Source organism: Chryseobacterium paridis (assembly GCF_016595215.1).
GTDB lineage: Bacteria > Bacteroidota > Bacteroidia > Flavobacteriales > Weeksellaceae > Chryseobacterium > Chryseobacterium paridis.
The window spans coordinates 165,151-180,242 of sequence record NZ_JAENHK010000007.1 but is presented as its reverse complement, the minus strand read 5'-3'; the positions used below and the strand labels follow the sequence as shown (position 1 = coordinate 180,242).

12 protein-coding genes and 1 tRNA gene are annotated in these 15,092 nt (G+C 34.6%); 5 read left to right on the top strand and 8 right to left on the bottom strand.

Annotation, left to right across the window (positions count from 1 at the left end):
- Positions 1–78: 78 nt before the first annotated feature.
- Both mgtE and JHL15_RS07750 read left to right on the top strand, forming a co-directional pair.
- Positions 79–1,401 (top strand): magnesium transporter, encoded by a 1,323-nt coding sequence (mgtE, locus tag JHL15_RS07755; protein WP_172276892.1) that lies wholly within the window; start codon positions 79–81, stop codon positions 1,399–1,401.
- A gap of 19 nt (positions 1,402–1,420) precedes the next feature.
- On the top strand, positions 1,421–2,155 hold the full coding sequence (locus tag JHL15_RS07750) for an ABC transporter substrate-binding protein (protein WP_200244765.1): 735 nt from the start codon (positions 1,421–1,423) through the stop codon (positions 2,153–2,155).
- A gap of 353 nt (positions 2,156–2,508) precedes the next feature.
- Here the strand turns inward: JHL15_RS07750 and JHL15_RS07745 are convergent, their stop codons facing one another.
- Positions 2,509–2,958: a GAF domain-containing protein gene (locus JHL15_RS07745; RefSeq protein ID WP_200244763.1), complete on the bottom strand. Its 450-nt coding sequence runs from the start codon at positions 2,956–2,958 to the stop codon at positions 2,509–2,511.
- 12 nt (positions 2,959–2,970) lie between these two features.
- A complete protein-coding gene (locus JHL15_RS07740; protein WP_200244761.1) occupies positions 2,971–4,398 on the bottom strand; it encodes a TonB-dependent receptor in 1,428 nt (475 codons plus the stop codon).
- Positions 4,399–4,452: 54 nt separating this feature from the next.
- Here JHL15_RS07740 and JHL15_RS07735 point away from each other — a divergent pair, with 54 nt between their 5' ends.
- The 3 genes from JHL15_RS07735 (at position 4,453) to JHL15_RS07725 (ending at position 6,486) form a co-directional block, all read left to right on the top strand.
- The gene (locus JHL15_RS07735) at positions 4,453–5,220 is read left to right on the top strand and encodes an MBL fold metallo-hydrolase (protein ID WP_200244759.1); all 768 of its coding nucleotides are present in this window, start codon (positions 4,453–4,455) and stop codon (positions 5,218–5,220) included.
- 68 nt (positions 5,221–5,288) lie between these two features.
- Positions 5,289–5,370: transfer RNA gene (locus JHL15_RS07730), tRNA-Leu, on the top strand.
- 327 nt (positions 5,371–5,697) lie between these two features.
- Positions 5,698–6,486 (top strand): GLPGLI family protein, encoded by a 789-nt coding sequence (locus JHL15_RS07725; protein WP_317193023.1) that lies wholly within the window; start codon positions 5,698–5,700, stop codon positions 6,484–6,486.
- 60 nt (positions 6,487–6,546) lie between these two features.
- On the opposite strand, the gene JHL15_RS07720 is transcribed toward JHL15_RS07725, so the two are convergent.
- From JHL15_RS07720 to JHL15_RS07695, 6 genes are all read right to left on the bottom strand, one after another.
- Positions 6,547–6,885, bottom strand: coding sequence for a YciI family protein (locus JHL15_RS07720; protein ID WP_200244755.1), 339 nt, complete (start codon positions 6,883–6,885; stop codon positions 6,547–6,549).
- 445 nt (positions 6,886–7,330) lie between these two features.
- Entirely contained in the window at positions 7,331–7,585 is a 255-nt protein-coding gene (locus JHL15_RS07715; protein ID WP_200244753.1) for a hypothetical protein, read from the bottom strand.
- 6 nt (positions 7,586–7,591) lie between these two features.
- Positions 7,592–7,759: a hypothetical protein gene (locus JHL15_RS07710; RefSeq protein ID WP_200244750.1), complete on the bottom strand. Its 168-nt coding sequence runs from the start codon at positions 7,757–7,759 to the stop codon at positions 7,592–7,594.
- A gap of 427 nt (positions 7,760–8,186) precedes the next feature.
- Complete coding sequence (locus JHL15_RS07705) at positions 8,187–8,528, bottom strand: hypothetical protein (RefSeq protein ID WP_200244748.1); 342 nt, start codon at positions 8,526–8,528, stop codon at positions 8,187–8,189.
- Between the two features lie 18 nt (positions 8,529–8,546).
- Positions 8,547–12,236 carry a DUF6443 domain-containing protein gene (locus tag JHL15_RS07700; protein ID WP_200244746.1) on the bottom strand — a complete coding sequence of 1,230 codons (3,690 nt, stop codon included), beginning with the start codon at positions 12,234–12,236 and terminating at the stop codon, positions 8,547–8,549.
- Between the two features lie 2 nt (positions 12,237–12,238).
- A complete protein-coding gene (locus tag JHL15_RS07695) occupies positions 12,239–15,088 on the bottom strand; it encodes a hypothetical protein (RefSeq protein ID WP_200244744.1) in 2,850 nt (949 codons plus the stop codon).
- Positions 15,089–15,092: the final 4 nt, after the last annotated feature.

The following is a 15,092-nucleotide window of genomic DNA, read 5'->3' as shown; positions in this document are numbered from 1 at the left end:
ATAAATCCTTAATTTTGCCACTTCATTGGTCAATTTTAAAAAATTGAATTATTTTTGCATATCCTAAAATCTCACGCTTTGAATTATACTGACGAACTTATCTTAAATCCTGCCGACATTGCCGAAACTCTTAGCAACCTTCCTGCTGATGAGAGGCTCCTGGCGTTTTTGAAGGTTCCCAAAGAATATAAAGCAGAGGTTTTTTCACATCTCGATCCTGATTTCCAGGAAGAAACCATTAGAAGTATTGGAAGTGACGAGGTTTCCGAAATCCTGAATGCGATGACTCCGGATGACAGAACGGCTTTGTTTGAAGATTTCCCGGATGAGCTTATTAAATACTCTATCAATCATCTTAATCCACAGGAAAGGAGGATTGCATTGAAACTTTTGGGATATCATTCTGATTCCATTGCCCGTCTGATGACTCCATATTACATTCAGATCCGTAAGGAATGGACTGTAAAAAAATGTTTGCAACAGATCAAGAAAGTAGGAAAGCGAGTGGAGACGATGAACCATCTGTATGTGGTGGATGAAAGAAATCGCCTTATTGATGACTTAGCATTAGGAAGTTTATTATTAGCAGAAGAGGACACTCTGGTTTCTGAACTCACCGATAACCATTTCGTTGCCATCACCACAATGACCTCGAAAGAGGATGCTGTTACCTACTTTGAAAAATATGACCGTACTGCACTTCCCATTATTACTGAATCAGGAGTCCTTGTAGGGATTGTAACGATTGATGATATTCTTGACCAGATTGAGCAACAAAATACCGAAGACATCCAAAAATTCGGGGGTCTTGAAGCATTAGATTTGCCCTACACACAAACTTCTCTTATTGAGATGGTAAAAAAGAGAGGAATGTGGTTGATCATATTATTCTTTTCTGAAATGCTTACCGCCTCAGCAATGGGATATTTCGAAGATGAAATCCAAAAAGCCGTGGTATTAGCCCTATTTGTCCCTTTAATTATTTCCAGTGGGGGAAATTCGGGTTCTCAGGCAGCAACGCTTATTATTAGAGCCATGGCCCTTCAGGAAATAGGTTTAAAAGACTGGTGGTACGTAATGAGAAAAGAAATCTTCACCGGACTATTCCTGGGAGGAATACTCGGTCTGATAGGTTTTTTAAGAATTATGATCTGGCATGAAGCAGGCTTCTTTAGTTATGGTGCCCACTGGGTATATGTAGGTTTAAGCGTCGCCGTATCTCTTGTATTAATTGTACTTTGGGGAACGCTTTCAGGTTCTATGGTTCCATTTATATTGAAAAAATTAAAGCTTGACCCCGCTACTTCATCCGCTCCTTTTGTAGCTACTTTAGTGGATGTTACGGGATTAATTATTTACTTTTCCGTAGCCGGACTTTTCTTAACCGGTAAACTTTTGTAATTTTAGACAAAGTCTAACAATGAAAGTTATTTCTCTGGTACCTTCTATTACGGAGGCTTTATTTGATTTGGGTTTAACGGAAAATGAGGTTATTGGAAGAACGAAATTTTGTATTCACCCTCAAGAAAAAGTAAAAAACATTCCTATTATAGGTGGAACAAAAAATCTAAATATTGAAAAAATTAAAAGTCTTCAGCCTGATCTTATTCTAGCCAACAAAGAAGAGAATATTAAAGAACAGGTAGAAGCGTTAATGACAGATTTCAAAGTAATTGTAACGAACATAGAAACGATTGAAGACAATTACTATCTATTAAAAAATCTGGGCAATATCTTTCACGAAGAGGAAAAAGCAAAAGCATACAATCTAAAGATTTATGAGGTACTGAACCAGGCAAAGATTAATTCAAAAATCAAGGTGGCTTACCTGATCTGGAAAAATCCATATATGACCATAGGATCTGATACTTTTATCCATCAAATTTTAAAGGAAATAGGTTTTGAAAATAGTTTTAAAAACAAAACCCGTTATCCGGAAATCACCATTGGAGATCTTGCTGATACAGATATTATCATGCTTTCCTCGGAACCCTTCCCATTTAAGGAAAAGCATATTGCAGAGTTAAAAGAATATTATCCTGATAAAAAAATTATGATCGTTGATGGAGAGGCTTTTTCCTGGTATGGAACCCATATTGCGAAATGTGAAAATTATTTTAGGAGTTTGATAGGTGATGTAAATTCTAATCCATAAGTTTTGGCTAAAGCCAATTGTATAACTTCTTTATTAAACAGGCTAAAGCCCGTTTCTATTGAATAGATGAAATGTTTTATGTTTGCTTGATAGTGCGTTTTTCTATGCTCATTTATCTGCTAAATCAGCTTGATCTGCAAGAGAAAAAATTGATTGAAACATTTTTACAAACAAGCTGAAGTTTATTCCGATTAAATAACAGCTCTTCTTTTTTTGCTCGCAGATTTTGCAGATTACGTAGATCTTTATTGTTATTGATTTGCTAAATCAGCACGAGCTTGCAAGAAAACACCAACATTGTAAAATAAAAAAATCCGACTAAAGTCGGATTTTATTTCTTTAAGATATCTTTATTACAAAATTTTGGAAACTTCATTACAAAGCCATTCCAATAATTCGCGATCTTCATCTGTAAATGGGTCTACTTTGTGTGAATCAATATCGATCTGACCGATATTTTCTCCATTCTTAAAAATGGGAACTACGATTTCCGCTTTGGTATCAATAGAACAGCTTAGATAATTACTTTCCTGATGAACATCCGGCACTACAAATGTTTCATTAGAGACTGCAACCTGCCCACAAATTCCTTTTCCATATGGAATAATAGTATGATCGGTCTCCGCTCCAACATAAGGACCTAATATCAATTCTTCTTTATCCCCATTTTTAAAATAAAAACCTGTCCAGTTGAAATAGGAAATTTCCTGATCCAACAAATGACAAACTTTCTGAAGCTTTTCTTCTGTATTATGTTTTGGACTTTCAAGAATAGAAGAAAGTCTTTTCTTTAATTCTGACATTATATTATTATTTTAAGAAAATTGTTTTAGCGAAAGTTCTTCTTTATAACCGAACATTCCGCGTTCTTTGATCATTTCTGCAACACCTTCTGGTACCTGACTTTCCCAACCTTTGATATTACAAGCTATTTTCCTTAATATTTCTCTGGAATAAATTTCCAGGAATTCCGGATTATAATTTTTGATATCTACGATACGGTTATTCAGTTTGAAATATTTATAAAGCTCCTTTAGGTTTTCTTCCACTTTAAGTGTTGATGAATCTAATAATTCATGGGTTTCAGGATCTTTATATGGATATAAATATACTCTCATCCCATTACGGAAGAATTTACCAAAAGCTTCTAAGATTCCACCAGAAAGATTTTTATAATATTTCTCATCAAATACCATCAAGAGGTTGTTCACTCCCATTGCAACACCAATATCTCCTGTAGTATAGGAAGCAAAATAATCAATCAATCGGTAATATTCTGAGAAGTTAGAAACAATTACAGTGTACCCCAGTTTACCAAGGATATCAACTCTATCCATGAAATCCCTTTCATCAATATCACCATCAGCCCGAAGGTTGGAAATGGTAATTTCAATTAGGATCTCTGTCTGTTCCTGGGTACAGGCTGCGTCTTTCATAAACATGTCAATACCGTTTTGCAGCATGTCAATATTTACTTTGGTCACAGGTCTGAAGCTTCCTCGCACCGCAAAGATATTTTTCTTGTACAAAATATCCGCTGGTAACATATTATTCCCCTGGCTATTGAAAATAACGGCATCCGTCATATTATTTTTTACCAGCTGCAAAGACATCAACCTGTTGTCTACATAATCAAATGCAGGCCCACTGAAATCAATCATATCAATTTCAAGATTGTCGGTTGCTACATCATCATATAAAGATTCGATTAATGTTCGAGGATTGTCATAGTAAGTAAAGGCTCCAAAAATAAGATTTACCCCTAAGTTTCCAAGTGTTTCTTGTTGTAAAGTAGCATCATTTTCCTTGAACTTCACATGGATCACAATCTCGTTGTATCCTTCATTTTCTTTTACCTGAAAACGAATTCCTACCCATCCGTGCCCTTTAAGGGTTTTATCGAAATTAATGGTAGTTACTGTGTTAGCGTAGGAAAAAAACTTTCTATTTGGGCTATTTTCTCTGGAAATCCTTTCTTCGATAAGCGCTACTTCATATCGAAGCATTTTACGAAGTCGGTTTTGAGTAACATATCTGTTTTTAGCCTCTTTTCCGTAAATCGCATCACTAAAATCTTTGTCGTAAGCGGACATCGCCTTAGCAATTGTACCGGAAGCCCCACCTGCTCTAAAAAAATGTCGAACAGTCTCCTGCCCTGCTCCAATTTCCGCGAAAGTACCATAAATAGTAGGATCTAGATTAATTGTTAATGCTTTTTGTTTAGGAGTTAGTTTCTGATACATTAGGACATGAAATTTTTTGTAAATTTACCAAAATAATACCAACCTCAAAACAAAATGAAGTTGAAATTTTTAGGAACTGGTACTTCCCAAGGCGTACCCGTTATTGGCTGTACTTGCGAGGTCTGTACTTCGGATAATCCAAAAGACAACCGTTTACGATCTTCGGTAATGGTCTCTACTGAGGAAAACCGAAAAATACTGATCGACTGTGGCCCGGACTTCAGGCAGCAGATGTTGGTAAATCACGAAAATACAGTAGACATAGCACTTATCACGCACGAACATAATGATCATGTTATCGGTCTCGATGATATGCGACCTCTTATATTCAAAAGTGGAGAAAACATGCCCATTTACAGCAATAAAAGGGTTGGAAACGAAATTAAAAAACGTTTCCCTTATGCTTTTGCTGATGTGAGATATCCTGGCGCTCCTGCCTTTGATCTGCATGAAATCGAAAATAAACCTTTTCATATTTTAGACACAGAAATCACCCCCATCGAAGTGATGCACCATCAAATTCCTATTTTTGGATATAAGTTTAAAAAGCTTGCCTACATTACAGATGCCAGCTTTATTTCTGAAACAGAAAAAGAGAAATTAAAAGATCTGGATATTCTCATCTTAAATGCTATTCGAAAATTTGATCCCCATCCAGCCCATTTTATCCTTCCTGATGTTATTCAATTGCATGAAGAACTGAAGCCTAAACAATTATTCATAACACATATCAGTCATCATTTGGGACTGCATGACGTTGAGGATAAATTACTTCCAGCCGGAATGCACCTTGCTTACGATGGTTTGGAATTAAATTTTTAAAGAAAAGTTCATAAAAAGCTTTCAGATTGTAAGAAAAGTTTTTATATTTGCACACCAATTTAAAACAAGCCCAGTTGGCGGAATTGGTAGACGCGCTAGACTCAAACTCTAGTATCGAAAGATGTGCCGGTTCGATTCCGGCACTGGGTACTGAAAACACTGTTAATCAATGATTGACAGTGTTTTTTATTTTACCACACTCCAAACTTTATTCCCAACTTAAATTATTTTCATTATATGATGGAGTACAAAACAAAACAACCCCACATTCGCTACTTCATCCGTGGAGACCTGTATCTTTACACTTATCCATTTTTCTGAAATATTTAGGCGGGGGTATTTTTATGAATGAGGATTAACGATTACATCCAACTAACTATATATCCGATTCTTGTGTGATATTTATGATTTCTTATTCATATTATTTTCGAGCAAAATCAATTCTTATCTTTGGAATTAATATTTCATCAAACGTATATGTTATATTATAAACAACCTATGAAAGTTTTATTTTTAATACTATGTAATTCTTTTTGTTTAGCTCAAAATATGTCATTTGTTTATGAAATGAAGTATCATATCAATGTTGAAAAACCCAATAATTTTGAAACCAGTTATATGATGTTAGATGTTGCGGAAAAAACCTCTATATTCAGAGAAAATCATGGCCGAACCGCAGACTCTACAAGAATACATAAAGGAAACCGTTGGCTACAAACTGGATTCGAGAATCAATTTTATGTAAAAAAAGATCTGGCAAAAAATAAAATATCTAAAATAATTTCTAATAGAGAAGATGATTTCCTTCTTCCCATCGAAGATGACTTACAATGGAATATTTCATCGGAAAAGAAAAAGATAGGTACTTATAACGCTCAAAAAGCTACTTTAACGTATGGGGGTAGAGAATGGACGGCATGGTTTACCAATGATATCTCTATTCATGATGGTCCGTATATTTTTAATGGTTTACCTGGATTAATAGTATCTATTGCAGATAGTACAGGAGATTATAATTTTCATTTAATACAAACTAAAAAGTTTAAAGATTTATATGATGCAAGGGTTAAAGCATTACCTATTAATTGGAGTAAGTATGAAGAATTAGCAAAATCCTATTATCAAAAACCTTTTGGTTATGGTAAAGTTACTTTTCTGGATAAAGATGGCAATCCTAAAGACGACAAAGAAATAATTAGTGATGTGCAAAAAGGGATAAAAAGGGAAAATAATCCTATTGAACTTAATCATAAAATTGACTACTAATAAATCAACTGCAAAAAAGCCTTCTCTATCAATTTATATATTAAAAATATGTAGTCAACCTCAATTCTTAAATTCACGAACTTCCGCATAGCCATCAAATTCAAAAATTGGACATGATGATACAATTTCTGTAGCTTCATCCAGATTGTTTGCCTTTAATAATAGAAATCCTCCTACGATCTCCATTCCTACTTTGTGGGTTGCATTTGTGATTATTGTTCCATCTCCTGTGATCAATCTTCCTTCTAATGTTAAAGAACTTCCCCCGACTAAACGGCCTTCAGCTTTTAACCGTTCCAGCCACTCGCTCCAATGTTGTTGATGAACTCGTACATCTTCATACTCATGCTCATCCATTCTTCCATCAGGCTCACGAAATAAAATGATATAATCTTTCATAAAAATATATTTTCAGTAAAAATAAAACGAAATTGAAGTAAATACAATGGGAATATTAAAATTCTATTTTATACAATATTAGTAATATGAATCCTTGATTCATACACTACAAATTTACCCCCTCCCGCTGTCACACGAATCCGTTCCTGTGGTTAAAAATCATAAATCAAACATCCTAAAAACTACGATATTATCCAAAGGCCCTTTTTCATCTGAATAATCACTTTATTACGATCTACTCATCATTATTATATGCTTTTAGGTAAAGATAGAAAATGAGACTGTTTATTGAAAGTAATTAGAATGAAATGCCGCATGAAAGGATTCATGTGGCAGCAAGGGGATTTTTTGATTTTTAAAGAAAATTTACTCGAGATCAAATTTTACTATATGTAATTTATGAATTAGCTAGATATTATTGATCATCTTGGGTTAATTTTGACCATTATTTCTTTTCTGATCTTAACTTAATAATTTCGTCAATTAATACAGGAATCGTGTTCCTTGCCATAGAAATAAAATCTTGATCTTCTGGCTTTATTTTTACAAATTCTATATCATAGTCTCTATATTCATCTTTACCTGTCATTATAAAACTTGAACCTGACTCAAAATCTCTCCCTTCCACATAAGAAGTCCAAGGAGCTGCTGTTGCCTTATTACATATTTCAAGAATGTTTTTTAGCTCTAATTCTGTCATAATTTATTATTTAGTAGGTTTTTTTATATTAGGGTTAAATAGCTGTTCAGCTTGTTGAAATGTTATTCCAGATAAAGTAGAGTGATAAGGATTATTTTTAGTTGGAGAGGATTCAACTGTTCCTCCAAAAGTTTCAATTTCCCCCGCTAGCGCGAGCGTCACGCTCGTTAACATTCATACATTACAAATTTAAATTTATTTCCAAAATTTTCCTGATCATCTTTATAGTAATTTCATGTAACATTAAATTTCAATTTATAAGATTCCAAATAAAAGCTACTTTCAGCCCATAGTCTTCAAATACTAAAATAAAAATCCGAGATATTAGTACTTTCTCGGATTTATTTATAAGTTGCCCGCCTACCTATTCGGACACGAGCGTGACGCTCGCGCCAGCAGGGGGAAAGATTTCCAAATGATCACAAAAAAATAGGAAGGAAAACATTCCCTCCTGGTAATAAATAATGTGAAGTGTAAAATTATGAGCCGAGCATTTGCTGTAATAACCCGCAATACTCCATTAGCTAATACTTATTTGTCTGCATCTTAAATTTCAATATTTCTTTCAATTTTTGTCATAGAATGTTGAAACGGACTAACATTAGCCTTTTTTGTCGTGATTCCATAAAACACCAAGTAAATTTTCATCTTTATCAAAGAAACATGCTATAAACCCAATTTTTGTTTTCAACTGATAAATAAAAATACTTCCGTTTTCCTCTTTCAAATTTTTTAACAAAAATTCATACCCCATTATACCTGCTCCTGTCACCGTTTCTTGAATCATGTATCTATCATAATAAACGTTATATGCATGCTTAGCTTCAAGTATAATTGATTCAGGTATTTCCAAAAAAGGATCTTCTTCAAAAAAAATTTCGAAAAGAGTATTCTTAATTGGGTGCTTATCTTGGATACTTCGTTTTAGTTTTTGACTATTCATTATCACTTTTATTATTTTTTAAAATGCTCTAGGAGAACCGGGACCTGTTGGCGCAATAACTGTTGCTCCTCTTACTACACCAGGAATTAACACTTCTAATTCATCATAATGATCAGGACTAGGAACTGTATGATTTAATGGTATTTGCTTTATTAACACAACACCTCCAGGTCCATTTTTGTTTGCATTATAATTAGCTACTCCTAAACTAAGCGTCCATGATGTAAATAAACTTTTAAAATCTCCCCCATTGTGTCTTTCTGGGTCATCATGTCCACTTAAAGAATATGGCCGAGCTTCCCCTTTTAATGCATTCATATAATCTGGGTGTTCATTGTATACTCCCCTATATAATGTAATAAATTCACTTGGCTGGTCATTAACCATATCAGCAGGCATTACTATAGGTATTGCCGGATCTTTAGCCATTGTAGGAAATAAAACAGCTCCAAAAGTTAGTAATCCAGTTGATGCAAGAGTACCAGCTGTAGCAGTGGTAGCTGTTTCAGCCGCAACTACACCATCAGGAATTAAAGCTATATCTGTTACAACCCAAGCTCCAGCAGTTGCTTTCGTACCTTTATTACCTCCAAATAAACTACTGAAAAAGTTGCCTACCCTTTTCCAAAAGGTTGGCTTAGGATTACTTCCCGTATTTAAGTAAGCCATAATATCTTTATACTCCTGTGTTTCTCCAAAGGTCTGGCTATCTCCACCTCCTACAATATTAAGTTTAGACATTGCAATTAACAGAGACGTTGCGGTTCCATTTTGCTGCCCCAAATATTCTAAATAATCAGCCACTCCACCATGGCCTCCACTAGCATAATAACGTAGTAGACCGCCTCGTTCACCAAATCCTACAGATCTTTCAGGATCCATAGCAGGGGCATAAATAGATTTTCTGCCATCCGGATCTATAAAATTAATAGGATTATTAACTGCATAGTTATAAGGACTAAGTCTTCTGGAAGTCTCAGATAACGGATCTATCACTCCCCATCTTCCGATGTCTGACATATACATCCTTGCTCCATAATCACTCCATCCAGTTTCTTTCTGGAGTTCTTTTCCATTATATTGATAGTTGTATGCTGGGTTACCGCTTAATTGGTTGTAGCCTTGGTGTTTTAATCCAAAAGGATAGTAATTGTTTTCTTCAATGATCTCAGTTCCTAAGCCATTTTTGGCATAGCTCAACCTTACATTTCCTAAATGATCGGTATAGCTGTAAATATACTTATTATTTTCAAAATTGTAGTAGCCTTCAGAAGTTGGAACAAACTTTAAAGTAAGGGGTGAAGTAGGTTTAAAAATACTCGCTGTGCTTTCATATTGAAATCCATCTAAATACTCTGTTATAGTATAAGTTTCCGTATTTGAGTCCGCAGACCCGTATTGATAAGTCTTTTTTAATTTTGTTCCATCTGACCTGTATAAATACCTGGTATTAACGTTGTATTTACCATCTGGGATTGATAACCTTGGTATATAAGTCTTATCAAATTTTACATAATCCGGTAGGTTTAAAAAATTATAATCAATCTGGAGAATACCTTTGTCCACATGATCCTTCATACTACCATTGTCATCATAGGTAATATTATTTCCTGAGACATCTGGATAACCACTATAGTTTCCAGAAGCATCATTAACGGAATTAAGTTTATTACCTGTATAAGAATATGTCAAATTATCAATAAGTTCAGAGGTACCGACAAAGCTCTTTCCGTTTCTTTGCAGACTGGTAATATTACTGTTATTGTCATACGCAATGGTTTCATTAAAGAACCCATTTTGAGGAACTGATGAACCGGGCTCCGAGTACGTTCCCTTTGTTAACCTATTCAAAGCATCATAACTATAAGTATACCTTCTTAGTATATTATCTGAAGTAGTTCTCCAGTCTGTTTCAGTAATGTTTCCATTATATTTTACGCTGGCATTAACAGGGTTCTGGTATTTAAGCTCATAAGCAAATAACTTTCCATTAAGACTGGCAGGGTCATTAACTTTAGTAAGAGCGCCCAGGATGTTGTAGGTATAAACAATATCCTGGATATTATTTCCTACTTTTTTGCCTGAAAGTTGATTCAGTTCATTATAGGTATTCTCTGCAAGTAGTTCCTGAGGTCCAGTTCCAACCTGATGCCATTGTTTTTTTAATCTGTTCCCACTGTCATACTCATAAGTTTGAGTGATGATTTTTTCCGTATCAGCATTTAATCTTTTATGGTATACTTTGGATTGCTGCGGTATACCAGCAAAATCTAGTAAAGACTCCGTTTTAGTATATCCTCCTAAATGATTGATGGAATGTGTCCCGATTGGCCTGGTTTTATCATCATACCATATATAACTTTTTGTCCAGTTATCATCTTCAATATTTTTTACGTAAGAAGCTGTAGGAAGGCTTCTTGTACTGACTGCATTAGCAGTATTGTCACTGATTGTATTGACACCTAGAATCTGTGTAGGCCGTGCAGGGGTTCCTGTTGGATAAGTATCATAATAATTAATACTTAAAACTTTGTCTATTGTGGTAGGGTATGCTGTATTACCATAATATACAGTCATTCCACTGTTTGTGAATCCCGTTGTATTCCGTTCTTCTGTCCATGGTTTCCCCTGATCAATATAATCATAGGTACTGCGTTGAACCTGATCCCTGATAAATTGAGCTCCAATATCAGCTATACCGGTATATACCACTCTTCCCAATCTATCATATTTTGAAAAAAACCATTTTCCTTTTTTTCCTAATTCGGCATCCTGAGTCATAATAAGCCTGTCAGCTTTATCATACACAAAATATTCCCATCCCTTTCCTGGCAATTTTTTTTCTACCTGCCTTCCTTTTGAATCATATCTATACTGGTAGCACAATAGATCACGTGTACTCTGAGAAACACTAGTTCCATTAGCCGTGCTTTCAATTGCTTTTGAAGCTTCCGGTGAGAGTACAAAGGCAAGCTGATTATACTCGTTATAAATGTAGTAAGTGTTTATACTCTCCGATGCACTAATTACTTTCTTTACCAGCAAAGTTTTTCCACTTGCGCTTTTGAACTCTATACTGGTATTCCCATCTTCATTAGTTACCGTATTTTTAGAAAGTTTTTGTACAGGATAATACCCAGCTTTAACAATATCCGTTTTAGTAGCATTATTTTCCCATATCGTAGACGCCGTGAATTTCAATACTTCATTAGCCGCATTTGTCCCATAATTGTACTGTACAGGTTTATTTGCCCAGGCATTTCCCGGTTTTACGCTCTGTTTTACCCTGTTATAAGGAGCGATATCCATTGTTGTTACTCCAAATATCTTTTCTAATCCATAAATCTGGGAAGCATTCGCAAGGGGATCCGTATAAATGCCTCCATCCTGAGTTACACTTTGTGGGACAGGCAGGTAAGTTTTATTCGTTATTCCGGTAGGATCATATACTATATGCTGTACTACGTCTTTTCCGGATGGAGTTCCTTTGATACTAATGGTTTGCTTAGGACGGGCAAGCCCATCGAAATATTGAACTGATTCTACTTTTTTGGAGCAATCTTCTGTAAGACAGCTTTTCGCATAAGAATAGTTTTCGTTGGTAGTAAGCCCTGACTGGGCAAAGCTCCATCCAGAGATTAATAACATCAAGCATAAAATAATTTTTTTCATCCTGATCTGTGCTTTGTATTGTATACCTGACTTCATGATCATTGGTTTTTAAGGTTACTCTTAAACTCTTGTAATGTAATGCCCATTCTGTCTGTGATTTTAATCAACTGGTTAGCATTGTCATATTGGTAATTCTTTCGAAGTCCGGTAGGAGAAGTTTCACTTGTTACTCCAATGAGTGGATCATAAGTATAGGTTGTTATATTATATTGTTTCAAATTCTGATTCTTTCTAAAGGTATCGAGAGCAGTAATAAATGTAGATTCCGTAGCTGGATTTGAAATATCATTAAGTGATGCATTCACTATAGGCTGAATAATATTAAGAGCCGCAAGCTGGTCATAGGTAATACCTTCAACCTTAGCGATTAGAAGTGTATTATTGTATCCATAAACTAAGGCTACCGGAACACCACTTTTACCGGTAAGCTGCAATACATTTCCATATGCATCATATTTATCAAAAGTTCCCTCTGTAGAAGGTGTACCACTTACTACATCATAAGAAACAGTTGAAGAGGGATAAGCATCTGTAGTTCGGTCAAACTTCACCTCAGATTTAGAGATGTTTTTGGAAATTCCGTCCTGGGTTATTTTGATTTCTGATTGTATGGGAACTGCAATCAGATTGGCATTTTTAAGTTTCTGATTATTAAGATCATCAGCATATTTGTAATTTTTTTCAGAATAATCTCCGGTTTCGTCAGTAGCTATTTCTTTAATAATATTTCCATATTTACCTTCTACTGTTATTGTACTTGAACTGCTTAGAACAGTATTCGTATCAGGATATGAAAACCCATTGATAGTCTGGGTTTCTATCCATGGGATTTTTGGAGGAACAGGAATATTAGCATCAATCGGAGTATAATTTATGGTGTACTGATATTCATTTTTCTGTGCCAGTTGTCCATTCCCTTTATATTGCTCAATTTTTTCAGGAAGCAACATATTCAAAATATTATAATTAAGATCAGCATAATTGAAGGAATTTTGAAATGGTAGGTTTAATTGTCCACTATTATCATTAGGCATAATAAAAGAATACTTGGTAGAATAGTTCTTAGTTGTATTGGTAACTTTTATATTTTTATAAAGCATCTCTTCATAAGGTTGATAAAATCCACCATCTAGCAGAATACTGCTATTATCCCAGCCATAAAGCACACTATTAGGAACTCCAGGTTTTGAAAAATCATCATAATTATATTCCAGTATTTCTATAGGTGTAGCATTAGGATCATCATATTTTTTAATACTTTTCACCCTCAAGCCTCTGGTATAGTTAAAAGGTTCAGAAAGCTTTTTTACTCCATATATAATAAATGATCCTTTCTCAAGTTCTGAACCTATCAACCGTATTTTGTTTATGCCATTGGTTATAAAATACTCATAACTGGAAGTCTCTGTATCATTTTTAAATGTTGACCTTGGTACTTCTGTACCATTAGCCTTATTAATTCTATAGGAAAAAGGAACAGGTCCTGCATTTTTTAATTCTACGTCATTTACTCCACCAATGATATAACATACATCAGTATACACAGAGCTGTCAACAGTAAAGGAATAGTCTCTGGTAATAGCCATATCAAAGTTGATCTCAGCTATTTTTACCAGCTTAAAATCTTTAAAAGGATGATTTAGGATACTACCACCGCTATAAGATACACTATACTGACGACTTGGTACAGGTAGTGTATTTGACTCGAATTCATATTCTATTTTTCCTCCTGATGGCAAATGTATTGCCTGTAAAACCCCATTATTGGCAAAATGAGGATTAACTTCCCCAGTATTATATAATCTATCCTGTTCAAAGATTTGGTAGGAAGAAACCGTTCCAAAACCGAACTCATCTTTTTTATCTATACTTACACCATTATTAGAAAGATAGTCAAAGCTGTATTTCTCAATCACGTTATTATTCTTATCCAATTTAGATAAAGAGAGTAGCTCTTTTCCATTGGTATTTACCTGATATTGATGGATAACTCTTGACCCTGCATCTTTGAGTATTAATTTTTGTAGCAAATAAGCATCACGATCTCCAGAGGTTGGTGTCCAGTTGGTAACGGGTAAGGGTGCACTGCCTTGATAATATTGAAAATCAATGGATCCAATGTTCGTTATATTGATTTTCAAAAGCTTGTTTTTTACAATATACTGTGTTCCGCCGACACCTGAAATACTCTGTGTATAAGGAACATAATCATAGGTTACAATGGTATTATTTCCTTCATCTTTTATTTGAGTAAGGTTATAAGCACTCTGAAACAATTCTTTCTTATTCAGTATTCCATAAAATGATATATCGTTTTTATCAAAAATATATTTTAACCCATTTTCATCAATTACTGTAAAAGATTTTATCAGGTATTTTGTGGTATCAGTAGTCTTCTCGAAGATGATCCTGGTTTTTGAAGTTTCTGTTTGTATAATTTTCGCTCCATTAGTAGCTTTATCATAGGCTATTGCAAATCTTCCACTTCCTCCAGGACAGCTATACTGAAACATATTGGAATTGTATACCTTTTTATCATTAATCTTACCTGCTTCATACTCTTTCACATAATTATGAGAAGACCTTGATACATAAGATCCCGCTGTAAGGTTCCATCCCATGCCAATATCAGTAATCATTTGCTTGGATGAAATACCTGAAGCAGAATAGCTTATTCCAACATTGATCTTAAGTTTGGAAGATTGTGTAGGAATATTGAATAGAGGAATACCTATACTGGGATTCCCTCGGGCGATATCCACTGTACCCATGCTCTCATAATTGCTTTTCTGAAGTTCAAAAGTATTTCCGCTTTGTCCATAAGCAATTATGCTATAAACAAAAAAGCAAAAGAAAAACAGGTTTTTTATAAAGTTGTTTTTTCTCATTTGT

What these genes read in the sequence shown, in the direction of transcription:
- JHL15_RS07705 (WP_200244748.1), bottom strand. Translation starts at nt 8,528, where the DNA reads ATGAATAGTCAAAAACTAAAACGAAGTATCCAAGATAAGCACCCAATT.
- JHL15_RS07720 (WP_200244755.1), bottom strand. Translation starts at nt 6,885, where the DNA reads ATGAAAGATTATATCATTTTATTTCGTGAGCCTGATGGAAGAATGGAT.
- JHL15_RS07735 (WP_200244759.1), top strand. Translation starts at nt 4,453, where the DNA reads ATGAAGTTGAAATTTTTAGGAACTGGTACTTCCCAAGGCGTACCCGTT.
- JHL15_RS07695 (WP_200244744.1), bottom strand. Translation starts at nt 15,088, where the DNA reads ATGAGAAAAAACAACTTTATAAAAAACCTGTTTTTCTTTTGCTTTTTT.
- JHL15_RS07700 (WP_200244746.1), bottom strand. Translation starts at nt 12,236, where the DNA reads ATGAAGTCAGGTATACAATACAAAGCACAGATCAGGATGAAAAAAATT.
- JHL15_RS07710 (WP_200244750.1), bottom strand. Translation starts at nt 7,759, where the DNA reads ATGTTAACGAGCGTGACGCTCGCGCTAGCGGGGGAAATTGAAACTTTT.
- JHL15_RS07715 (WP_200244753.1), bottom strand. Translation starts at nt 7,585, where the DNA reads ATGACAGAATTAGAGCTAAAAAACATTCTTGAAATATGTAATAAGGCA.
- JHL15_RS07740 (WP_200244761.1), bottom strand. Translation starts at nt 4,398, where the DNA reads ATGTATCAGAAACTAACTCCTAAACAAAAAGCATTAACAATTAATCTA.
- JHL15_RS07745 (WP_200244763.1), bottom strand. Translation starts at nt 2,958, where the DNA reads ATGTCAGAATTAAAGAAAAGACTTTCTTCTATTCTTGAAAGTCCAAAA.
- JHL15_RS07750 (WP_200244765.1), top strand. Translation starts at nt 1,421, where the DNA reads ATGAAAGTTATTTCTCTGGTACCTTCTATTACGGAGGCTTTATTTGAT.
- JHL15_RS07725 (WP_317193023.1), top strand. Translation starts at nt 5,698, where the DNA reads ATGTTATATTATAAACAACCTATGAAAGTTTTATTTTTAATACTATGT.